This is a genomic window from Pseudomonas sp. B35(2017) (assembly GCF_002113645.1).
Classification (GTDB): Bacteria; Pseudomonadota; Gammaproteobacteria; order Pseudomonadales; family Pseudomonadaceae; genus Aquipseudomonas; species Aquipseudomonas ekonensis.
In genome coordinates this window covers 322,801-342,169 of sequence record NZ_NEIZ01000002.1, presented here as the reverse complement: position 1 = coordinate 342,169, position 19,369 = coordinate 322,801, and the positions used below count along the sequence as shown (strand labels likewise).

Sequence of the window (19,369 nt, the reverse complement as noted above, 5' to 3'; positions counted from 1 at the left end):
CTATTTGCCCGTCAGTGAACTTCAAAGGCCCGCCGTCACGTTGCTGGCCACCTGCGCCGGCACCCACGGTGTCCATACCTGCGGCTGATCGCGCAGGAACGTTTCGGCGACCTGGCGCGGCGGCTGGCGTTTCTCGCTCATGCCCGCCAAGGTGCGGTTCAACTGATCGATGGGAAAATCGACCTTCTCGAAAAACGCCACCAGGTCCGGGTACTGCGCCTTGAACGGCGCCGACACGCCGATGGCCAGGCTGGCCGGCATCGAACGGGTGCCCTTGGGGTTGGGGTTGCTCGCGTCGGCCAGGGTCTTCCAGGCTTCGGCGTCGAACGGCGGCTCGTCGAGCTTGACCAGTTTGTAGCGGCCCAGCAAAGGCGTGGGCGACCAGTAGTAGAACAGCACCGGCTTGCCGCGCTTGATCGACGACGCCACTTCCGCATCCAGCGCCGCGCCGGAACCGGTGCGGAAGTTGACGAAACTGTCGGTCAGCGCGTACGCCTTGAGCTTCTGGCTGTTGACGATCTCCGACGTCCAACCGGTCGGGCTGTTGAGGAAACGCCCGCGGTTCGGATCCTCTGGATCGCGGAACACGTCCTTGTAGAGCGGCAGGTCCGCCACCGACTTCAGCTCCGGCGCCAATGGCTTGATGCCGCGCTCCGGGTCGCCCTTGATCACGTATTCCGGCACCCACCAACCTTCGGTGGCGCCCTTGACCGTGTCGCCCAGGCCGAACACCTTGCCTTCGGCGGCCGCCTTGACCCACGCCGGACTGCGCCCGGCCCACTCTTCGCCGATCACCTGGATATCGTTCTTCGCCAGCGCCGCTTCCAGGCTGACGGTGCTGCCCGGCAACGTGTCGGTCGGGTAGCCGTAGCCCTTCTCGACGATCAGACGCAGCACTTCGGTGATGAAGCTGCCGCTTTCCCAGGTGATGTCGCCGAAATGGATCGGCGCGGTTCTCTCGGTGGCCACGGCGTGGCCGACGGTCAGGCTCAGGGCGAGCAGCGAACCACCGAGCAGTGTTTTGATCGATCTCATGCGGACCTCTTGTTCTGTAGGGGGCGGATCAGGGGTTGGTTGGCGCTGTGGCGGTCGCACAGGGCTTGGGAACGGGTCATGTAGTCGCTGACCGAGCGCTGGGAAATGCCCAGTTCGGCGGCGATCTGCGGGTAGGTGAGGCCATCGACGCGGGCCAGCAGGAACGCCGAGCGCACCTTGCCCGGCAAGCGCTTGAGGCTGCGGTCCAGACAGCCGAGAGCCTGCGACAGTTGCGCCAGCTCTTCGGGAGACGCGCAGGCCTGCGGCTCGCACAGGTGCAGGGCATTGAGGTGACGCCGCTCTAGGTCGGCCCGCCGCCAACGCTGGTACAGCAGGCGCCGGGCGATGGTGGTGAGCATGGCGCGGGGTTCGCGGATCGCGTCGGGGCCGGAGGACTCGAGCAATTGGGCGAAGGTTTCGGCAGCGATGTCCTCGACGCCGGCATCGTCGCTCAGGTGCTGCCGCAGGCGAGCGCACAGCCAGCGGTAATGGGCCCGGAACAGGCCTTCGACGGGGTGACGACGGGACAGGACGGCGCCGGACATGTGGGCTCCTTGGGTTAGGGTCGCGGTATGTCCGGTTGTCCGGTGGCGCGATCCTAGCAAGCCGCCTTATGCGTTAAAAATACTCAAAAAGAATTTTTATATTCCAGATTTGAATTGATGAACCCGCTACTGCACATGGCCATAACCCAACGCCTGCGCCTCGTCCCGATAGCCGAGCAGGATCCGGTAATCGCTTTCGTTGGCCGGCAGCACTTCCGGCAGGCCGAGGGTCTGCGCCACGTCCGGCAACGCCCTCAGCGCCCGGTTCATTGCCTGACGCAGGTTCTCGGCCTGTTCGTCCGTGGCGCCGATCCGGGTGATGAAAGGCAAGGTGGGGCTCGGTTCGCTGAGCTCCACCACCCGCAGCCCCTCGACCTCGACGGCGGCATGTCGCGCCAGGTAGGCGTAGGTCACGCTGTCGATGGCCGCCAGATCCGCGCGCTCCTCGCGCAGCCAGCGCAGGCTCTCGCGGTGGCCGCCGCTGTGCCCCACCGATCCGAAGAACCTTCCCTCACGTTGCAGCGGCGCCAGGCGCTGGCGCAGCAGGTTCATGCCGCTGTTGGAATCGTCGCTGTTGATCACCCCGCGACTGCCGCGAAAGTCCGCCAGTGTGCTGCGCGGATCGGCGGCCCGGGCGAGGATCAGGCTGCAATGGTGGCCGGCGCCGCTGTCGGGCAGTTCGTAGCGGGGCCGTCCGACGAGGCGCACCCGGCCGTTCAACGCCGTCATCAACGGATAGCCGCAGGTCTGGGCCAACAGCAAATCGGGGGACAGCCAGAGCTCAGGCAGCGACAGGCCTTCGGCGCTGAGCCGGCTATGGCCCAGGTGGTCGAGGATCTGCGCCAACCAGCGTTCGTTGGCGGCGCGGATCGGTTCCGGGGCCGTGTACATCAAGAGTTCGGCGTGGCGTCGGGTCATGAACGGTCATCCATTCAGCGAGTTTCCTGTGTAGGCGCGAGCCGGCTCGCGATGGCGGTGGATCAGTGAAAGGGATGCTCAGGGCTGTCGATCGGCTTGAGCCCATGCCTGCGCCACAACTGCCCGTACCCCTGCACCACGAACCCGCCGCTGCGCGCCACCCACTGCGCCCGGCGCATCCGGTAAGCCTGGGGCAGGTCGTACCACGCCAGTTTCGGCAGGTCATGGTGCACCAAGTGAAAGTTGAGGTTCAGGAACAGCCAGCGCCATGGCCATCCCGCCTCGTTGAGCACGGTGCGCTGCTCCGGTCGCACGTGCGGGCGGTGTTCGTAGTAGGAGCGGATCATCGCCACCGACAGCGCCGGCACGCTGATCAGCAAGAGGTAATGCCACACCGGCAGCACGCTGCAACGGGCGATGAACACCAGCATCAGCACGGTCAGGGCGCCGTGGGTCAGCCACATGCGCCAGGCCTGCCGCTCGCCGCGCTTGAGGCGTTGCAGCTCTTCACCGGCCAGCGCCAGCAACGCCAGCGGCGCGCCGAGGATGAAGCGGCCGAGCACGGTCTTGTTCAGCCAGTGCAGGCTGCGCCCGAGCAGCGAACTGCCGCGCCAATGTTCGGCGCTCAGGTAGCGGCTCTCGGGGTCGATGCCGGGGGTCGTCAGGTGTTCGTCGCGATGGTGCTGCAGGTGACTGTCGCGGTAGAGGGTGTACGGATACCAGACCGCGAACGGCGCATAGCCCAGCAGCTTGTTCAGCGCCACCCAACGGGTCGGGTGGCCGTGAAGCAGTTCGTGCTGCACCGACAGCCACAGCACCAGCAACGGGATCAGCAGCGCGGTGCTCCACCACAGACCGAGCCGACCGCTGCCCAGCACCACCGCGAACCAGGCACCGTAAACGCCGATCAGCAGCAGCCAGGTCGGCCATTCGGTGCGGGCGGTGAAGCGTCGGCGCAGGGCTTCGATCTGCTGGCGATGGTCATCGTCGAAATAGTGGGTCATGGCAAGGCTCGGCACAGGATTCACCTCCTTCTGTGCAACGGCCCTCGCCAATCTTGCAGATTATTTTTTCAGGGATGCGCGCCGTATAATCCGCCCCTTTCGCCAGCCCGGTGCCCCGCCATGCCCGACACCCTGTACGCCCGGCTCGACGCCCTGTCCTGGCCGCTGATGAACAAGTTCTACCGTACCCACGGCTCGTCGATGAAAGCCGTGCGCGAAGCGCAGCTGTGGGTGGCCCGGCGCGAAGAGATCGTCGCCGCGCTGTGCCTGCGGCCGGTGGCCGGCGGGCACTGGCTGACCGGCTTGTTCGTCGCTCCCGACTGCCGCGCACAGGGCCTGGCGGCCCGGCTGATGGCCCAAGCGGTGAGCGGTGTGGATGAACCGGTGTGGCTGTTCTGCCATCCGGACTTGCGGGGTTTCTACGAGCGGCACGGGTTCAGCGTCGACACCGCCCTGCCCTACGCCCTGGCCGAACGCCTGAGCCGCTATGCGCGAAGCAAGCCGATGATTGCGATGGGGCTTGAGCCGCGTCGGAGCTGACCGGCGGGCTGATTGGCTGATTGGCTGATTGGCTGATTGGCTGATTGGCCAGGATTCTCCTGTGGGAGCCAGCCTGCTGGCGATAGCGCAATGTCAGCCACCTCTTCCTCGACGGACGCGCCGCCATCGCCGGCAGGCGGGCGCCTGCAGGTCCAGAATCAGTCGTCGGCGTTGGGATCGAGGTCGGGGAACATCACCTCGGTGAAACCGAACTTGCTGAAATCGGTGATGCGCGACGGGTACAGCCGGCCGATCAGGTGGTCGCACTCATGCTGCACCACCCGTGCATGGAAGCCCGACGCCGTGCGCACGATCGGCTGGCCCTTGGGGTCGACGCCTTCGTAGCGGATCTGTTGATAGCGATCCACCGCGCCACGCAGGCCGGGCACCGACAGGCAGCCCTCGAAGCCCTCTTCCGTCAGCGGGCTCAACGGCGTGATCAGCGGGTTGATCAGGATCGTCTGCGGCACCGCTTCGGCGTCCGGATAACGCTCGCTGCGCTCGAAGCCGAAGATCACCAGCTGCAGGTCGACGCCGATCTGCGGCGCCGCCAGCCCGACGCCGCCGACGCTTTCCATGGTCTGGAACATGTCGTCGATCAATTGCCACAGTTCAGGGGTGTCGAACATCTCGGCCGGCACCGGCGGCGCGATGCGCAGCAGGCGCTCGTCGCCCATCTTCAGGATTTCACGGATCATGGTCAGGCTTCGTCTGCGTTCGGCTTGAGCGAATGGTCGCGCCCCAGGCCGGAAACGTGTTGTTTGGGATGTTCGGCGAGCTCGCCGGGGACTTTCTCGCCCGGATCCTTGCCCTCGCTGGACATGTGTTCGATCACCGCGTTCATCTCCGCGCCGAGCAGCAGCACCGCCGCGGAAATGTAGAAGTACAGCAACAGCACGATGATCGCGCCGATGCTGCCATACATCGCGTTGTAGTTGGCGAACGTCTTGACGTAGAACGCGAAGCCCAGGGAGGCGACGATCCAGACCACCACCGCCAGCACCGAACCGGGGGTGATGAAGCGGAACTCCTGCTTGACGTCGGGCATCACGTAGTAGATCACCGCCACCGCGACCATCATCAGGATCACGATCACCGGCCAGCGGGCGATCGTCCACACCGTGACGACCGCTTCCTCCAGCCCCACCTGCGACGCGATCCAGCCCATCACCTGGGGCCCGAGCACCATCAGCGCGGCGGCCACCAGCAGCATCCCGGCGATGCCGACGGTGTAGATGACCGACAGCGGAAAGCGCTTCCAGATCGGCCGGCCCTCGACGACGTCGTAAGCGGCGTTCATCGCGCTCATCATCAGCCGCACGCCGGCGGACGCGGTGTACAGGGCGACCACGATACCCACCGAGAGCAAGCCGCCCTTGGACTGCTGCAACTGGTCGATCACCGGGTTGACCTGCTCCAACGCCTGGGGCGGCAGCACCAGCTCCGATTGCAGGCGCAGCCAGGAAAAGAAGTCCGGCAGGTGCAGGAAACCGATCAGGGCGATCAGGAACAGGATGAACGGGAACAGCGAGAACAGCATCTGGTAGGCCAGCGCCGAGGCATAGGTCGACATCTCGTCGGCGATGAATTCAGTGACCGTGCGCACCATCACCCGGTGCAGGGGCAGACCTTTCATGTCCGGAAAAATCATTCGCGTCTCCTTTCGCCGCAAACAGGTTCAAGTCGTGGCGACTCAGGGGCCGTGCTCTTTCATCAAGGTAGCTTACTTGGCGCCGTTGAAACACCGTGTTCCGTGACCGCAGGTGAACGGCACAAAAAACGGCCATCCTTGGATGGCCGCCGGGGTGAATCGTTCAAGGCCGGGTCACGCCTTGTCGACACCTTTCTTGATCGCGTCCTTGGCTTTGCCGACCGCTTGCTGGGCTTCGCCTTTCTTTTCCTGCAGCTTGCCTTCAGCCTGCAGACGCTGGTTGTCGGTGGCCTTGCCGACGCCTTGCTTGACGTTGCCGACCGCTTCGTTGGCCATGCCTTTCACTTTATCGCTCGTGCTGCCCATGGTGATTCTCCTTGGAACATTGACGGGGAAATGTCATTACGCAACGGTGGACTGACCGCGTTCGCCCAAGGTTTCATTTATTTTCGGCGGCCTTCATTCGTCGCGCCGGGCATGCCGGGCTTTATGTTTGCCGGGTTTGCCCCGAGAATGGCCACCTGACGGGCGCCACGCGCCCAAGACCGACCCGCAGGATTCCCATGAAACTCGACAAACCGCAGGCCATCGCCCGAATCAACCAGCAACTGGGCGGAGCCGTGCTCGGCGTCAACAACTGCCACTTCACCGAACTGAATCGCAACCGCAACATCTGGTGGTTCGACATCCCGATGTCGCGCCTGGCGATCGGCCAATACCCGTGGATCCACCTGCTGATGCACACCCCGGCCACCGACGAGTTGCTGCACGTTAAGGTGCCGACCGCGTTCCTGCGCGAACAGCTCGACGGCCTGGTGGTGCGCAACCAGGGCAAGCGCAAGGCCGCCCTGAGCCTGGAACTGAGCGCCGACAAGGATTCGTTCCTGCAGGACATGCGCCCGGCGGGCACGAACGTGAACTTCGCCAGGTTCCGCCAGTAAGGCAGAACCCGCCCTCGCCACGGCCACCGGCAAAAAAAGCCCCGCATCTGCGGGGCTTCTTGTTTACGCGGCGCTGGCGTTCTTGGCCTTGATCTTCTTGAGCTCTTCGTCGCGCAGTTCGCGGCGCAGGATCTTGCCGACGTTGGTGGTCGGCAGCGAATCGCGAAACTCCACCGAACGCGGCACCTTGTAGCCGGTGACGTTGGCGCGCATGTGCTCCATCACCTGTTCCTTGGTCAGGGTGACGCCCGGCCGCGCGACGATGAAGATCTTGATCGCCTCGCCCGACTTCTCGTCAGGGATGCCGATGGCCGCGCACTGCAGCACGCCCGGCAGGGTCACCAGCACGTCTTCCAGCTCGTTCGGGTACACGTTGAAGCCCGAGACCAGGATCATGTCTTTCTTGCGGTCGACGATGCGCATGTAGCCGTCCGGCTGGATCAGCGCGATGTCGCCGGTCTTGAGCCAGCCTTCGCTGTCGAGGATCTCGTCGGTGGCCTCCTGGCGCTGCCAGTAGCCCTTCATCACTTGCGGGCCCTTGACGCACAGCTCGCCGATCTCGCCCATCGGCTGCTCGACGCCGGCATCGTCGACGACCTTGCACAGGGTCGACGGCACCGGAATGCCGATGGTGCCGATCTGGATGTTCTGGATCGGGTTGACCGTGGCCACCGGGCTGGTTTCGGTCATGCCGTAGCCTTCGCAGATCGGGCAGCCGGTGACCGCTTTCCAGCGCTCGGCCGCCGCCAGTTGCAGGGCCATGCCGCCGGACAGGGTGACCTTCAGCGCCGAGAAGTCCAGCTTGCGGAAGCCTTCGTTGTTGCACAGCGCCACGAACAGGGTGTTGAGGCCGACGAAGCCGCTGAACTTCCACTTCGACAGTTCCTTGACCATCGCCGGCAGGTCGCGCGGGTTGCTGATCAGGATGTTGTGGTTGCCGATCAGCATCATCGCCATGCAATGGAAGGTGAACGCGTAGATGTGGTACAGCGGCAGCGGCGTGATCAGGATCTCGCAGCCCTCGTTGAGGTTGGAGCCCATCAGCGCCTTGCACTGCAGCATGTTCGCCACCAGGTTGCGGTGGGTCAGCATCGCGCCCTTGGCCACGCCGGTGGTGCCGCCGGTGTACTGCAGCACGGCCACGTCGCCGCTGGCCGGGCTGGCCTCGGCCACCGGCTGGCCCTGGCCCTTGCTCAGCACGTCGTTGAACTTGACGGCCTTGGGCAGGTGATAGGCCGGCACCATCTTCTTCACGTACTTGATGACGCTGTTGATCAGCAGGCGCTTGAACGGCGACAGCAGGTCGGCGACCTCGGTGACGATGACGTGCTTGACGCCGGTCTTGGGCACCACGGCCTCGGCCAGGTGGGCCATGTTCGCCAGGCACACCAAGGCCTTCGCGCCGGAGTCGTTGAACTGGTGTTCCATCTCCCGCGCGGTGTACAGCGGGTTGGTGTTGACCACGATCAGCCCGGCGCGGATGGCACCGAAGACGGCCACCGGGTACTGCAGGACGTTGGGCAGCTGCACGGCGATTCGATCACCGGGCTGCAAATCGGTATGCTGTTGCAGGTACGCGGCAAAGGCACCGGACAATTCGTACAGTTCACCGTAGGTGATCGTCTTGCCCAGGTTGCTGAAAGCCGGTTTGTCGGCAAAGCGCTGGCAGGACTGCTTCAGCACTGCTTGAATATTCGGGTACTCGTCTGGATTGATGTCGGCAGCAATTCCAGCGGGGTACTTATCCTTCCAAAAGTCTTCGATCATGGAAGCCCACTCCTCAGCAACGCGAATTCAACACCGCATTCGATGCGATTGTTATTGGTGTGTGTTTATTGTGGTGAGTCTGGCTTTTCTTCAAGGCCGAGAAGTCACAAAGCGCGCCGAGAGTAGCAGCTTTGCCAAGGGGCGACTAGAGCCAAAAGTGGTCGCCACAGTCATTTAAATGACTCAAGACCTTTTAAAAGTCATTTTAGAGCAAAAAACCTATACACCCTTGAAAGCCCCGGTTTTCGGGGACATCCCCCTAAAAAATCGCGAGCAGGCCCGCGCCTACAGAAGTGTCCATGCCTCTGTAGGCGCGAGCCTGCTCGCGATGGCGTCAGACGCAGTTCGTCAGGCGATGTCCCGCAGCTCCCGCCGCAGGATCTTGCCGACCGGCGTCATCGGCAACGACTCGCGCAGCACGATGTGCTTGGGCACCTTGTAGGCGGTGAAATTCTCTTTGCAGTAGGCCTTGAGCTCTTCCAGGCTCACGCCGGTTTCCCGGGCCACCACAAACAGCTTCACCGCCTCGCCGGAGCGCTCGTCCGGCACGCCGATCACCGCGCAGTTGGCCACCTTCGGGTGGGCCATCACCACGTCTTCGATTTCGTTGGGGTACACGTTGAAGCCCGAGACGATGATCATGTCCTTCTTGCGGTCGACGATGCGCACGAAGCCGTCGGGATCGATCACGGCGATGTCGCCGGACTTGAACCAACCGTCGGCGTCGAGCACCTCGGCGGTGGCTTCGGGCTTCTGCCAGTAGCCCTTCATGATCTGCGGCCCCTTGATGCACAGCTCGCCGCGCTCCCCTGTCGCCTGCTCGACCCCTGCGTCGTCGATGACCTTCAAGGTGGTGCCCGGCACCGGCAGGCCCACCGTGCCCAGCCGCGACTGGTCGCCATAGGGGTTGGTGCAGGCCACCGGCGAGGTTTCGGTCAGGCCGTAGCCCTCGGTGATGCGGCAGCCGGTGAGCTGTTCCCAGCGCTCGGCGGTGGCCTTGACCAGCGCGGTGCCGCCGGAGTTGGTGAGCTTGAGGCTGGAGAAGTCCAGGGACTTGAAGTCCGGATGATCCATCAGCGCGACGAACAGGGTGTTGAGCCCCAGCAGCGCCGAGAAGCGCCAGTTCTTCAGCTCCTTGATGAAGCCGCCTATGTCCCGCGGATTGGTGATCAGCACGTTGTGGTTTCCGGAGACCATCATGCACATGCAGTTCGCCGTGAACGCATAGATGTGGTACAGCGGCAGCGGCGCGATCATCACCTCCTGCCCTTCGCGCAGCAGCGGCTGGCCGTCGCTGCCCAGCTGGGCGAGGCAGGCGCGCACCTGCTGCATGTTGGCCACCAGGTTGCCGTGGGTGAGCATCGCGCCCTTGGCCAGGCCGGTGGTGCCGCCGGTGTACTGGAGCACGGCGATGTCGTCCAGGCCGACCTTCAGCGGCTTGATGCCCAGGCCCCGGCCCAGGCGCAGCGCGCTCTTGAACGACAGCGCCTGGGGCAGCGAATAGGCCGGCACCATCTTCTTCACCTTGCTGACCACCGTGTTGACCAGCCAGCCCTTGGCGGTAGGCATCAGGTCGCCCATCTTCGCTTCGATCAGGTACTGGATGTCGGTGTCCGCCAGCACTTGCTGCACCTTCTGGCCGAACATGTTCAGGTACACCAGCGCCCGGGCGCCGGAGTCCTTGAACTGGTGACGCATCTCCCGCGCGGTGTACAGCGGGTTGGTGTTGACCACGATCAGCCCGGCCCGCAACGCGCCGAACACGGCGATCGGATAATGCAGGACATTGGGCATCTGCACCGCGATGCGGTCCCCCGGCACCAGATCGGTGTGCGCCTGCAGGTAGCCGGCGAACGCCGCGCTGTGACGTTCGAGCTCGGCGTAGGTCAGGGTCACGCCCATGTTGCTGAACGCCGGGCGGTCCGCGAATTTCTTGCAGGAACGCTCGAACACCTCGATCACCGACTTGAACTCACCCGCGTCGATGTCCAGGGGCACGCCCGCCGGGCGTTTGTCATTCCAGAAATCAGGTTGCATTGTTCTTGTCCTCTTTACCTGAGCCGTTCCGGGGCCGCCTCTCTGTCACTTTTGAATGCGCAGCGCGAAAAGCGGGGCTCCCCGGACACTAGCAGCTATGGTCAATCAGGCAAATATGGGCAGCGTCCCCATTGATCCCGTGAATCTTGCGGCCGTGGCGCGGGCGGATCGGACGCGCTATACAATGCAACGACCTCGAACCGGGCAGCTCTGCAAAGGAATCGCCATGATCCACGACACCTTCTGGCTGGACGCGAATGACCGCACCCGCCTCTTCGTCAACCAGTGGCTGCCCGCCGCGCCGCTGAAGGCGGTGATCCTGCTGGCCCACGGCATGGCCGAACACAGTGCCCGCTACGCCCGGCTGGCGGATCGGTTGTGCGCCGAAGGCTACGGCGTGTACGCGCCGGATCTGCGCGGACATGGCAAAACCGCCGATTCCGGCACCCTCGGGCATTTCGCCGACGACGACGGCTGGTGCAAGGTCGTCGGCGACCTGGCCAGCCTCAACCAGCACATCGGCCAGGCCCACCCCGACGTGCCGATCGTGCTGCTCGGCCACAGCATGGGCAGCTACCTGGCCCAGGCCTATCTGCTGCACCACAGCGCCAGCCTGCACGGGGCGATCCTCAGCGGCTCGAATTTCCAGCCCGTGGCGCTGTACCGCGCGGCACGGCAGATCGCCCGCTTCGAGAAACTGCGCCAGGGCGCCAAGGGCCGCAGCGCGCTGATCGAATGGCTGTCGTTCGGCTCGTTCAACAAGCGCTTCAAGCCGGCGCGCACCGCTTTCGACTGGTTGAGCCGCGATCCGGCCGAAGTCGACAAGTACGCCACCGATCCGCTGTGCGGTTTCCGCTGCACCAACCAGTTGTGGATCGACCTGCTCGGCGGGTTGCAGCAGATCAGCAAAGCGTCCAATCTCGCCCAGATCGATCCGGGCCTGCCGCTGCTGGTGATCGGCGGCGAATGTGATCCGGTGAGCGAAGGCAAGCGTCTGACTGATCTGGCCGATGCCTTGCGCGCGGCCGGCAGCCAGAACCTGCAACTGAAGATCTATCCGCAGGCGCGGCACGAATTGTTCAACGAGACCAACCGCGACGAAGTGACCGCCGATGTGCTGGCCTGGATCGACCAGGCCCTGAGCCACCGCCGGCCGCACCGGTCCGAGTAATCTTTCTGGATTCACCCCATCCGTCACAGGAACCGAAACCGATGACCCAGGTTACCAACATCCCTTACGAAGCCCTTGAAGTCGGCCAGACCGCCAGCTACAGCAAGACCGTCGAAGAGCGCGACATCCAGCTGTTCGCCGCGATGTCCGGCGACCACAACCCGGTGCACCTGGACGCCGAGTTCGCCGCCGCCAGCATGTTCAAGGAGCGCATCGCCCACGGCATGTTCAGCGGTGCGCTGATCAGCGCCGCCGTCGCCTGCGAGCTGCCTGGGCCCGGCACCATCTACATCGGCCAGCAGATGAGCTTCCAGAAGCCGGTGAAGATCGGCGACACCCTGACCGTACGCCTGGAGATCCTTGAGAAACTGCCGAAATTCCGCGTGCGCATCGCCACCCGCGTCTTCAACCAGCGCGACGAGCTGGTGGTGGACGGCGAAGCCGAGATCCTGGCGCCGCGCAAGCAGCAGACCGTGACGCTGCCGACCTTGCCGGCGATCAGCATCGGCTGACGCGAACCGGCATGGCCCAAAACAATGCGGGAGCGAGCCTGCCCGCGAAAGCCGTCTGACAGTCGATACCGATGCTGACTGTTCTGACGCCATCGCGGGCAGGCTCGCTCCCACAGTTCCGGCTTTAGCGGTGTTGGATCATGAGCGCGCGCGGGCCTGATTGCGCAGGGCCTTCACCTGATCGTGATTGCGCTGCACACCGTGGTACTGGCGTTCGACCAGGTCACGGATGCCCACCAGATTGTGCTTGTTGATCTTGTCGATGGCGTCGCGGTACGCCTTCAGGGCGTGGTCCTCGCCGCGCTCGGCCTCATTGAGCACCGCTTCTTCATCCTTGCCGGTGAACATCGCCTTGACGTCGACCCAGCGGCGGTGCAGATCGCCGCTGACGCTGGTGGAGGTTTCCGGATCACCGCCCATCGAACGCACGGTCGCCTGCAGTTCGGCGGCCGCCGCGGCGCAGTCGCCGGAGCGTTTGACGAACAGCGCCTTGAGTTCCGGATGCTTGATGTCTTCGGCACAGGTCTTGAACCCTTCCTGACCGTCCTTGCTGGTTTCGATCAGGTCGTTGAGTACGGAGATGGCCTCTTTGTTCATGTCGGTCATTTTTCGATTCCTCACATTCGATGGAAGATGCAAGGAGGTGTTGCAGCGGCCGTGCCAGCGCCAGACTCTGAATTAATCCATTAAAAATCAATGAGTTATAAAGAAAGGCAAAATCTGTATCCCCTTTATTTGCATGATCTGTCATTTGGCCTGCATGCAGAATGCCTGTATTTTCCGAAGCGTAACGAATCCGGATCTACCCCCGATGAACCCTGAGAAACTCGAACTGCTGATCACCCGCGAAATGCCTTTCGGCAAGTACAAGGGACGCATCATCGCCGACCTGCCCGGCCCGTACCTGAACTGGTTCGCCCGTGAGGGCTTCCCGAACGGCGAGCTCGGCGGCCTGCTGGCGCTGATGCACGAAATCGATCACAACGGTCTGTCGGACCTGCTTGAACCGCTGCGCGCCAAACACGGCAAACCCGCCCCGCGCCACTGAGGCGCCCCCCCTGTTGCGAGCCGACCATGCCCGATAACACCCGCCGCGCCCGAGACGAAGCCTTCTGGCAAACCTTCGCCGACCGCTACGATGTCCAGCCCGGCCCGATCAACCTGGAAAACGGCTACTTCGGACGCATGTCGCGCACCGTGGTCGAGGAATACCAGCGCAACATCGAGCTGATCAACAACAGCAACTCGGTCTACGTGCGCCAGCGTTTCGAGCAGCACGACAGCCTTGAGATCCGCGCGCATCTGGCCGAGCTGATCGGCGTGCGGGCACAGAGCGTCGCCTTCACCTGCAACGCCACCGCCGCCCTGCAGTCGCTGATCCGCAACTACAACCGGCTGCGGCCGGGCGACCAGGTGCTGATCAGCGACCTGGAGTACGACACGGTCAAGAGCGCCATGCGCTGGCTCGCCGGCAGCCGCGGGGTCGAGGTGATCGAGATCGAGCATGCGCACCCGGCCAGCTTCGACGGCTTGCTGGCGACGTACCGCGAAGCGTTCGTCCGCTACCCGAACCTCAAGCTGATGGCGCTGACCCACGTCACCCACCGCACCGGCCTGGTGATGCCGGTGCAGGCCATCGCCGCGCAGGCGAAGGAGCACGGGGTGGACATCATCCTCGACGGCGCCCATGCCCTCGGCCAGATCGATTTCGACCTTGAGGCGCTGGGCATCGCCTTCGCCGGCTTCAACCTGCACAAATGGATCGGTTCGCCGCTGACCCTCGGGTTCCTCTACATCGCGCCGCAGCGTCTGGCCGACATCGATCCGGACATGGCGGAAGCGCACTTCCCGGTCACCGACATCCGCTCGCGCACCCCCTACAGCACCCCGAACTTTCCGGCGCTGATGACCCTGCCCCTGGTGTTCGAGGAACACCGGGCACTGGGCGGCGCACCCGCCAAGGGCGCGCGGCTCAACCACCTGCGCGACCTGTGGGTGAAGGCCGTGCGCAACCTGCCGGGCATCGAAGTGATGACCCCGGACGACCCGCGCCTGTACTGCGGCATCACCTCGATGCGCTTCACCCGTCACCCCGACCAGCAGGTGCTGGTTGATCGCTTGCTCAACGAGTTCAACCTGTTCACCGTGGCGCGCAACGGCTCGGCGTGCGGCCCCTGCATCCGCATCACGCCGGGGCTGACCACCACCGCAGCCGACATGCAGCGCTTGGTCGTCGCCCTCAACGAACTGCGCTGACCTCCTGCACCGTGTACTTGTCGAAGTCCTCGGGCTTGATCTGCGTCGACACCGCAAAGGTGTCGATGCCGATCGTCAAATGGCCGAAGAACCCGTCTTCGTGGCTGTCGCGCCCCACCGGCCAGACGGTCAGCGTCGAGGCCTCGCCGCCCATGCCGCTGAAGTAGGCGTCCTGATCGTTGCCCAGGGGTGACGAGGCGCGTCCGCGATAGGCCTTGGCGTTGAGCACCGCCCGGGAGACGACCTCGGGAAAGTACAGCTGGCCGACCCAGGCGACATGACGTTCCTCCAGGTACGCGTGGCCGCTGGGGATGCGCACCGCCACATGGATGTACAGCGTGCGCCCGGCGTAGTAGCCGGGATAGATGGTGGTGAAGCGTACCCGCCCCTTGGGGTCGCTGAACTGGCTGCCACGCAAGTAAGTGTCGTCGTCGGTGCGCGGCACCGAACCGACGGCCTCCGCGTCGACCTCCACATCCGGATCGACCCGGCTCCAGCCGGAATAGGCACCGCGGGCATTGCAGTGCCAGATGTCCACCAGCGCACCGTTGACCGGCTCGCCGGTCATGGCGTCCACGATGGTCAGGCGCAGCAGCAACGGCAGGCCCTCGGCGCCTTCGCTGATGTTGCGCCGCAGCAGTTTCGGATTGCGGAAGTACGGCCCGGCGACTTGCTCGGGGGCCAACTGGTAAACCGTGCAAGACGACGGCGCTGAAGACTGATCATCCATGACGCGTTCTCCTTTGCGTAAGAAGCACGCAGGTTAGCGCCGCTGGTGATCGGTCGTGCGGTAACTATGTATCGCGGCATGTATCGCGGCATGTATCGCGGCATGTATCGCGGGATGTGCTGCGGGATGTCCCCCGCCGCTTTTCGCCGGGCAAAAAAAAACGGTGCACCGACCAAGCGCACCGTAAAGCCGTAGAACACACAACGAAGTGTCGGGTGAAGCGGAATCAGTCCAGCAGCGCCAGGGCCTCGGCGGTGCATTCCTGAATGCGGGCCCAGTCGCCGTTCTTGACCCACTCCGGATCAAGCATCCAGCTGCCGCCCACGCACATGACGTTCTTCAGCGCCATGTAGCTCTTGATGTTGGCCGGGCCCACGCCGCCGGTCGGGCAGAATTTCACTTCGCCGAACGGGCCGCCGAGGGCCTTGATCGCTGCCACGCCGCCGCTGACTTCGGCCGGGAACAGCTTGAAGCGGCGGTAGCCCAGGCCATAGCCTTCCATGATGCCGGAGGCGTTGCTGATGCCCGGCAGCAGCGGCACCGGGCTGGCGACGCTGGCTTCGAGCAGGTCGCGGGTGATGCCCGGCGTGACGATGAACTGCGAGCCGGCGGCTTCGGCGGCGGCCAGCATGTGCCGGTCGAGCACGGTGCCGGCGCCGGTCACCAGTTCCGGACGCTGTTCGCGCAGGATCTGGATCGCCTTGAGGCCGAACTGCGAACGCAGGGTCACTTCCAGCGCCGTCAGGCCACCGGCGGCCAGGGCGTCGGCCAGCGGCAGCACGTCCTGTTCGCGGGCGATGGTGATCACCGGCAGGATCCGCGCCTTGGCGCAGAGGCTGTCGATCAGGGCAACTTTGTCCGCCATGGAAACGGTCGGGGATGGGTTTGTCATAGCGGCTGTTCCTTGGCTCATGGGCACCAGTAGATCTCTAACGTGGGTTGCAGAAACGCGCGGACCGGCATGGCGGCGACATCGTCGCCGGCCACTGCGGCGTTCAGGGTGGCCAGTTTGGACTGGCCGGAAATCGACAGAATCTTGTGCCGGGCCGAGGCCAGCAGCGCACGGCTCATGGTCAGGCGCTGACGCGGCACGCTCGGCGCCAGCATCGGCCAGCATCGGCGCGCGCCGTCGGCCTGCAAGGCTTGGGCGAGGTTCGGGCTGTCCGGGAACAGCGAGGCGGTGTGCCCGTCGTCGCCCATGCCCAGCACCAGCACATCGATGGCCGGCAGCTCGCCGAGCAGGCGGTCGGCCTGTTCGGCGGCCTGCTCGACGCTGGCGGCAGCGCTGTACAGGCTCAGGAACTGCGCCTTGGCCGCCGGGCCCTTGAGCAGGTACTGCTTGAGCAGGCCGGCGTTGCTGTCGGCGTGTTCCACCGGCACCCAGCGCTCGTCGGCCAGGGTCACGGTGACGTTCGCCCAGTCCAGGTCCTGCTTGGCCAGGTGCTGGAAAAACGCCACCGGGCTGCGCCCGCCGGACACCACCAGCACCGCGTGGCCACGGGCGGCGATGGCATCGCCCAGTTGCTTGGCCACGCTCAGCGCCAGGCCTTCGGCCAGCAGCACCGGGCTCTTGAAGGCATGGGCGCTGACGCCCGCCGGCAGTTTCACATCAGATATCGCCATACCACGACCTCCCGTCCCGCGTGATCAGTGCGATGGAGCTCATCGGCCCCCACGACCCGGCCGCATACGGCTTGGGCGCATCGCCGGACTTCTTCCACCCGGCGATCAGTTGGTCGCACCACTTCCACGCGGCTTCGATTTCATCTTTACGGACAAACAGGTTCTGGTTGCCGTTCATCACTTCCAGCAACAACCGCTCGTAGGCGTCGGGGATCCGCGCGCTGCGCCAGGTGTCGGAGAAATTCAGCTGCAGCGGCCCGCTGCGCAGTTGCATGCCTTTGTCCAGGCCTTGGTCCTTGGTCATCACACGCAGGGAAATGCCTTCGTCCGGCTGCAGGCGGATGATCAGTTTGTTGCTGATCTGCAGGCGCTGCTCCGGCGCGAAGATGTAGTGCGACGGTTCCTTGAAGTGGATGACGATCTGCGACAGCTTCTGCGGCATGCGCTTGCCGGTGCGCAGGTAGAACGGCACGCCGGCCCAGCGCCAGTTGCGGATGTCGGCACGCAGGGCGACGAAGGTTTCGGTGTCGCTCTGGGTGTTGGAATTGGGTTCTTCGAGGTAGCCCGGCACGGACTTGCCTTCGCTGTGGCCGGCGATGTACTGGCCGCGCACCACCTGGGTGGTCAGGCCTTCCGGACTGATCGGCGCCAGGGCCTTGAGCACCTTGACCTTCTCGTCGCGGATGCTGTCGGCGGACAGGTCGGCCGGCGGGTCCATGGCGATCAGGCAGAGCAGCTGCAGCAGGTGGTTCTGGATCATGTCCCGCAGTTGGCCGGCCTTGTCGAAGTAGCCCCAGCGGCCCTCGATGCCGACCTTCTCGGCCACGGTGATTTCCACGTGGGAGATGTAGTTCTGGTTCCACTGGGTCTCGAACAGGCTGTTGGCGAAACGCAGGGCGATCAGGTTCTGGACGGTCTCTTTGCCCAGGTAGTGGTCGATTCGGTAGGTGCGGTTCTCCGGGAAGAACTGGGCCACGGCGTCGTTGACCTTGCGCGAGGATTCCAGGTCCGAGCCGATCGGCTTCTCCAGCACCACGCGGGTGTTCTGGGCCAGGCCGACCTTGGCCAGGTTCTCGCAGATCGCGCCGTACACCGCCGCCGGGGTGGCGAAGTAGGCGATCATGCGCTGGGCGGTGCCGGCCGCCTCGGCCAGCGCCTCATAGTCTTCGGCCTTGAGGAAGTCGACGTGCAGGTAGCTCAGGCGCGCCAGGAAGCGCTCGGCCACCGCCTCGTCCAGCTCCTTGCCCACGTAGCGGCGCAGCTCGGCGGCGATGAACGCCAAGTGCTGCTCCACGGCGCCGGCTTCACGGGCCAGCGCGATGATGCGCGTGTCCTCGTGCAGCAGGCCGGCGCCGTCCAGGTGATAAAGGGCAGGAAACAGCTTGCGCAGGGCCAGGTCGCCGAGGGCGCCGAACAAGGCAAAGGTGCACGGTTCTACCGTAATCGAAGGCATGATGTTTGTTCTTTTATCAAGTTAAGCTACAAATACCTTTTTTCAAGGCATCACTCAAGGGAAAATGTAGTAATAACCACAACATTTTCGCAAAATGCAGATTCCGAGTGGTGGTCGATCGGAGCCGACAGTAGGATAGGCCACCGTCACGGGCCGCATCAAAGGCCCAATTTGCATAGCCGCGCGCCTACCCGCGCCGGTGAATTAGGAACCCCATATGGACCGCGTGCGAAATTTACTGGAACAGATCCAGAGTCGCCTTGAAGAGCTGAACAAGGCCGAACGCAAAGTCGCCGAAGTGATCCTGCTCAACCCACAGCAGGCCACCCGCTTCAGCATCGCCGCCCTCGCCCAGGCGGCCTCGGTCAGTGAGCCGACCGTCAACCGCTTCTGCCGTTCGTTCGGCGTCAGCGGCTACCCCGAACTCAAGCTGCAACTGGCCCAGAGCCTGGCCAGCGGCGCCGCTTACGTCAGCCGTGCAGTGGAGGCCGACGACAACCCCGAGGCCTACACGCAAAAGATTTTCGGCAGCGCCATCGCCTCGCTGGACAGCGCCTGCCAGGCCCTGGACCCGAACCTCATCAGCCGCGCCGTCGACATGCTGATCCAGGCCCGGCAGATCCACTTCTTCGGCCTCGGCGCCTCGGCCCCCGTGGCCCTGGATGCGCAGCACAAGTTCTTCCGCTTCAACCTTGCGGTCTCCGCCCATGCCGACGTGCTGATGCAGCGCATGATCGCGTCGGTGGCGCACACCGGCGAGCTGTTCGTGATCATTTCCTACACCGGACGCACCCGCGAACTGGTGGAAGTGGCGCGCATCGCCCGGGAGAACGGCGCCTCGGTGCTCGGCCTGACCGCCGAGAACTCGCCGCTGGCCAAGGCCAGCACCCTGAGCCTGAACATTCCGCTGCCGGAAGACACCGACATCTACATGCCGATGACCTCGCGGATCATTCAGCTCACCGTGCTGGATGTGCTGGCGACCGGCATGACGCTGCGCCGCGGGGTGGATTTCCAGCCGCACCTGCGCAAGATCAAGGAGAGCCTGAACGCGAGCCGCTATCCGGTGGGCGACGAGTTCGACTGATCCGCAACTTCCGTGACCGTCCCGCTCCCACAGGGAGCCGTGTCGCCAATCAAACTGTGGGAACCAGCCTGCTGGCGATGGCGGAGTGTCAGCACCCTA

The 19,369-nt window shown here is 64.4% G+C and carries 21 protein-coding genes; 7 read left to right on the top strand and 14 right to left on the bottom strand.

Annotated elements, in window-relative coordinates; genetic code table 11:
- Nucleotides 1-21 precede the first annotated feature (21 nt).
- The 4 genes from CAG41_RS05080 to CAG41_RS05065 all read right to left on the bottom strand — a co-directional run bounded on the left by CAG41_RS05080 (nt 22) and on the right by CAG41_RS05065 (nt 3,502).
- On the bottom strand, nt 22-1,035 hold the full coding sequence (locus tag CAG41_RS05080; protein WP_085706752.1) for an ABC transporter substrate-binding protein: 1,014 nt from the start codon (nt 1,033-1,035) through the stop codon (nt 22-24).
- Nucleotides 1,032-1,580, bottom strand: coding sequence for a sigma-70 family RNA polymerase sigma factor (locus CAG41_RS05075; RefSeq protein WP_085629577.1), 549 nt, complete (start codon nt 1,578-1,580; stop codon nt 1,032-1,034). The genes CAG41_RS05080 and CAG41_RS05075 overlap by 4 nt, the downstream gene beginning before the upstream one ends.
- Nucleotides 1,581-1,706: 126 nt before the next feature.
- On the bottom strand, nt 1,707-2,498 hold the full coding sequence (locus CAG41_RS05070) for a phosphate/phosphite/phosphonate ABC transporter substrate-binding protein (protein ID WP_085706751.1): 792 nt from the start codon (nt 2,496-2,498) through the stop codon (nt 1,707-1,709).
- Nucleotides 2,499-2,560: 62 nt separating this feature from the next.
- Nucleotides 2,561-3,502 (bottom strand): fatty acid desaturase, encoded by a 942-nt coding sequence (locus CAG41_RS05065; RefSeq protein ID WP_085580583.1) that lies wholly within the window; start codon nt 3,500-3,502, stop codon nt 2,561-2,563.
- A 120-nt stretch (nt 3,503-3,622) separates the two neighbouring features.
- On the opposite strand from CAG41_RS05065, the gene CAG41_RS05060 reads away from it, so the two are divergent.
- On the top strand, nt 3,623-4,042 hold the full coding sequence (locus CAG41_RS05060; RefSeq protein WP_085580582.1) for a GNAT family N-acetyltransferase: 420 nt from the start codon (nt 3,623-3,625) through the stop codon (nt 4,040-4,042).
- A gap of 158 nt (nt 4,043-4,200) precedes the next feature.
- On the opposite strand, the gene def is transcribed toward CAG41_RS05060, so the two are convergent.
- From def to CAG41_RS05045, 3 genes are all read right to left on the bottom strand, one after another.
- A complete protein-coding gene (def, locus tag CAG41_RS05055; protein WP_085580581.1) occupies nt 4,201-4,740 on the bottom strand; it encodes a peptide deformylase in 540 nt (179 codons plus the stop codon).
- Nucleotides 4,741-4,742: 2 nt separating this feature from the next.
- Complete coding sequence (locus CAG41_RS05050) at nt 4,743-5,693, bottom strand: YihY/virulence factor BrkB family protein (protein ID WP_085580580.1); 951 nt, start codon at nt 5,691-5,693, stop codon at nt 4,743-4,745.
- 174 nt (nt 5,694-5,867) lie between these two features.
- A complete protein-coding gene (locus CAG41_RS05045; RefSeq protein ID WP_085580577.1) occupies nt 5,868-6,059 on the bottom strand; it encodes a CsbD family protein in 192 nt (63 codons plus the stop codon).
- Nucleotides 6,060-6,256: 197 nt separating this feature from the next.
- Between CAG41_RS05045 and CAG41_RS05040 the strand changes: the two genes are divergently transcribed.
- Nucleotides 6,257-6,634 (top strand): hypothetical protein, encoded by a 378-nt coding sequence (locus tag CAG41_RS05040; RefSeq protein WP_085580575.1) that lies wholly within the window; start codon nt 6,257-6,259, stop codon nt 6,632-6,634.
- A 63-nt stretch (nt 6,635-6,697) separates the two neighbouring features.
- Here the strand turns inward: CAG41_RS05040 and fadD1 are convergent, their stop codons facing one another.
- On the bottom strand, nt 6,698-8,401 hold the full coding sequence (fadD1, locus tag CAG41_RS05035; protein WP_085580573.1) for a long-chain-fatty-acid--CoA ligase FadD1: 1,704 nt from the start codon (nt 8,399-8,401) through the stop codon (nt 6,698-6,700).
- Nucleotides 8,402-8,749: 348 nt separating this feature from the next.
- A complete protein-coding gene (fadD2, locus tag CAG41_RS05030) occupies nt 8,750-10,438 on the bottom strand; it encodes a long-chain-fatty-acid--CoA ligase FadD2 (protein WP_085636629.1) in 1,689 nt (562 codons plus the stop codon).
- A gap of 226 nt (nt 10,439-10,664) precedes the next feature.
- Between fadD2 and CAG41_RS05025 the strand changes: the two genes are divergently transcribed.
- Nucleotides 10,665-11,609: an alpha/beta hydrolase gene (locus CAG41_RS05025; RefSeq protein ID WP_085629573.1), complete on the top strand. Its 945-nt coding sequence runs from the start codon at nt 10,665-10,667 to the stop codon at nt 11,607-11,609.
- Between the two features lie 41 nt (nt 11,610-11,650).
- Nucleotides 11,651-12,121 carry a MaoC family dehydratase gene (locus tag CAG41_RS05020; RefSeq protein ID WP_003227420.1) on the top strand — a complete coding sequence of 157 codons (471 nt, stop codon included), beginning with the start codon at nt 11,651-11,653 and terminating at the stop codon, nt 12,119-12,121.
- 138 nt (nt 12,122-12,259) lie between these two features.
- Here CAG41_RS05020 and CAG41_RS05015 read toward each other — a convergent pair whose 3' ends face one another.
- Nucleotides 12,260-12,727 (bottom strand): PA2169 family four-helix-bundle protein, encoded by a 468-nt coding sequence (locus CAG41_RS05015; RefSeq protein WP_085580567.1) that lies wholly within the window; start codon nt 12,725-12,727, stop codon nt 12,260-12,262.
- A 205-nt stretch (nt 12,728-12,932) separates the two neighbouring features.
- Here CAG41_RS05015 and CAG41_RS05010 point away from each other — a divergent pair, with 205 nt between their 5' ends.
- Together CAG41_RS05010 and CAG41_RS05005 are read left to right on the top strand one after the other, a co-directional pair.
- Complete coding sequence (locus CAG41_RS05010; RefSeq protein ID WP_085580565.1) at nt 12,933-13,169, top strand: DUF3820 family protein; 237 nt, start codon at nt 12,933-12,935, stop codon at nt 13,167-13,169.
- Nucleotides 13,170-13,195: 26 nt separating this feature from the next.
- Nucleotides 13,196-14,377: an aminotransferase class V-fold PLP-dependent enzyme gene (locus CAG41_RS05005; protein ID WP_085580563.1), complete on the top strand. Its 1,182-nt coding sequence runs from the start codon at nt 13,196-13,198 to the stop codon at nt 14,375-14,377.
- On the opposite strand, the gene CAG41_RS05000 is transcribed toward CAG41_RS05005, so the two are convergent.
- The 4 genes from CAG41_RS05000 to zwf all read right to left on the bottom strand — a co-directional run bounded on the left by CAG41_RS05000 (nt 14,361) and on the right by zwf (nt 18,183).
- The gene (locus tag CAG41_RS05000; RefSeq protein WP_085706750.1) at nt 14,361-15,107 is read right to left on the bottom strand and encodes an intradiol ring-cleavage dioxygenase; all 747 of its coding nucleotides are present in this window, start codon (nt 15,105-15,107) and stop codon (nt 14,361-14,363) included. The two genes, CAG41_RS05005 and CAG41_RS05000, sit on opposite strands and share 17 nt — an antisense overlap.
- 226 nt (nt 15,108-15,333) lie before the next feature.
- Nucleotides 15,334-15,999 carry a bifunctional 4-hydroxy-2-oxoglutarate aldolase/2-dehydro-3-deoxy-phosphogluconate aldolase gene (locus tag CAG41_RS04995; RefSeq protein ID WP_085580559.1) on the bottom strand — a complete coding sequence of 222 codons (666 nt, stop codon included), beginning with the start codon at nt 15,997-15,999 and terminating at the stop codon, nt 15,334-15,336.
- 17 nt (nt 16,000-16,016) lie between these two features.
- Complete coding sequence (gene pgl, locus CAG41_RS04990) at nt 16,017-16,730, bottom strand: 6-phosphogluconolactonase (protein WP_085580557.1); 714 nt, start codon at nt 16,728-16,730, stop codon at nt 16,017-16,019.
- Nucleotides 16,717-18,183: a glucose-6-phosphate dehydrogenase gene (gene zwf / locus CAG41_RS04985; RefSeq protein ID WP_085580555.1), complete on the bottom strand. Its 1,467-nt coding sequence runs from the start codon at nt 18,181-18,183 to the stop codon at nt 16,717-16,719. Before zwf ends, pgl begins: the two co-directional genes overlap by 14 nt.
- Before the next feature lie 226 nt (nt 18,184-18,409).
- On the opposite strand from zwf, the gene CAG41_RS04980 reads away from it, so the two are divergent.
- Nucleotides 18,410-19,270: a MurR/RpiR family transcriptional regulator gene (locus CAG41_RS04980; RefSeq protein WP_170929938.1), complete on the top strand. Its 861-nt coding sequence runs from the start codon at nt 18,410-18,412 to the stop codon at nt 19,268-19,270.
- The last annotated feature ends 99 nt before the right edge of the window (nt 19,271-19,369 follow it).

Coding starts and splice junctions, on each gene's coding strand:
- zwf (WP_085580555.1), bottom strand. CDS start 18,183: ATGCCTTCGATTACGGTAGAACCGTGCACCTTTGCCTTGTTCGGCGCC.
- CAG41_RS04995 (WP_085580559.1), bottom strand. CDS start 15,999: ATGACAAACCCATCCCCGACCGTTTCCATGGCGGACAAAGTTGCCCTG.
- CAG41_RS05065 (WP_085580583.1), bottom strand. CDS start 3,502: ATGACCCACTATTTCGACGATGACCATCGCCAGCAGATCGAAGCCCTG.
- CAG41_RS05050 (WP_085580580.1), bottom strand. CDS start 5,693: ATGATTTTTCCGGACATGAAAGGTCTGCCCCTGCACCGGGTGATGGTG.
- CAG41_RS05045 (WP_085580577.1), bottom strand. CDS start 6,059: ATGGGCAGCACGAGCGATAAAGTGAAAGGCATGGCCAACGAAGCGGTC.
- CAG41_RS05025 (WP_085629573.1), top strand. CDS start 10,665: ATGATCCACGACACCTTCTGGCTGGACGCGAATGACCGCACCCGCCTC.
- CAG41_RS05040 (WP_085580575.1), top strand. CDS start 6,257: ATGAAACTCGACAAACCGCAGGCCATCGCCCGAATCAACCAGCAACTG.
- CAG41_RS05080 (WP_085706752.1), bottom strand. CDS start 1,035: ATGAGATCGATCAAAACACTGCTCGGTGGTTCGCTGCTCGCCCTGAGC.
- CAG41_RS05075 (WP_085629577.1), bottom strand. CDS start 1,580: ATGTCCGGCGCCGTCCTGTCCCGTCGTCACCCCGTCGAAGGCCTGTTC.
- CAG41_RS05060 (WP_085580582.1), top strand. CDS start 3,623: ATGCCCGACACCCTGTACGCCCGGCTCGACGCCCTGTCCTGGCCGCTG.
- pgl (WP_085580557.1), bottom strand. CDS start 16,730: ATGGCGATATCTGATGTGAAACTGCCGGCGGGCGTCAGCGCCCATGCC.
- def (WP_085580581.1), bottom strand. CDS start 4,740: ATGATCCGTGAAATCCTGAAGATGGGCGACGAGCGCCTGCTGCGCATC.
- CAG41_RS05005 (WP_085580563.1), top strand. CDS start 13,196: ATGCCCGATAACACCCGCCGCGCCCGAGACGAAGCCTTCTGGCAAACC.
- CAG41_RS05015 (WP_085580567.1), bottom strand. CDS start 12,727: ATGACCGACATGAACAAAGAGGCCATCTCCGTACTCAACGACCTGATC.
- CAG41_RS05020 (WP_003227420.1), top strand. CDS start 11,651: ATGACCCAGGTTACCAACATCCCTTACGAAGCCCTTGAAGTCGGCCAG.
- CAG41_RS05010 (WP_085580565.1), top strand. CDS start 12,933: ATGAACCCTGAGAAACTCGAACTGCTGATCACCCGCGAAATGCCTTTC.
- CAG41_RS05000 (WP_085706750.1), bottom strand. CDS start 15,107: ATGGATGATCAGTCTTCAGCGCCGTCGTCTTGCACGGTTTACCAGTTG.
- fadD1 (WP_085580573.1), bottom strand. CDS start 8,401: ATGATCGAAGACTTTTGGAAGGATAAGTACCCCGCTGGAATTGCTGCC.
- fadD2 (WP_085636629.1), bottom strand. CDS start 10,438: ATGCAACCTGATTTCTGGAATGACAAACGCCCGGCGGGCGTGCCCCTG.
- CAG41_RS05070 (WP_085706751.1), bottom strand. CDS start 2,498: ATGACCCGACGCCACGCCGAACTCTTGATGTACACGGCCCCGGAACCG.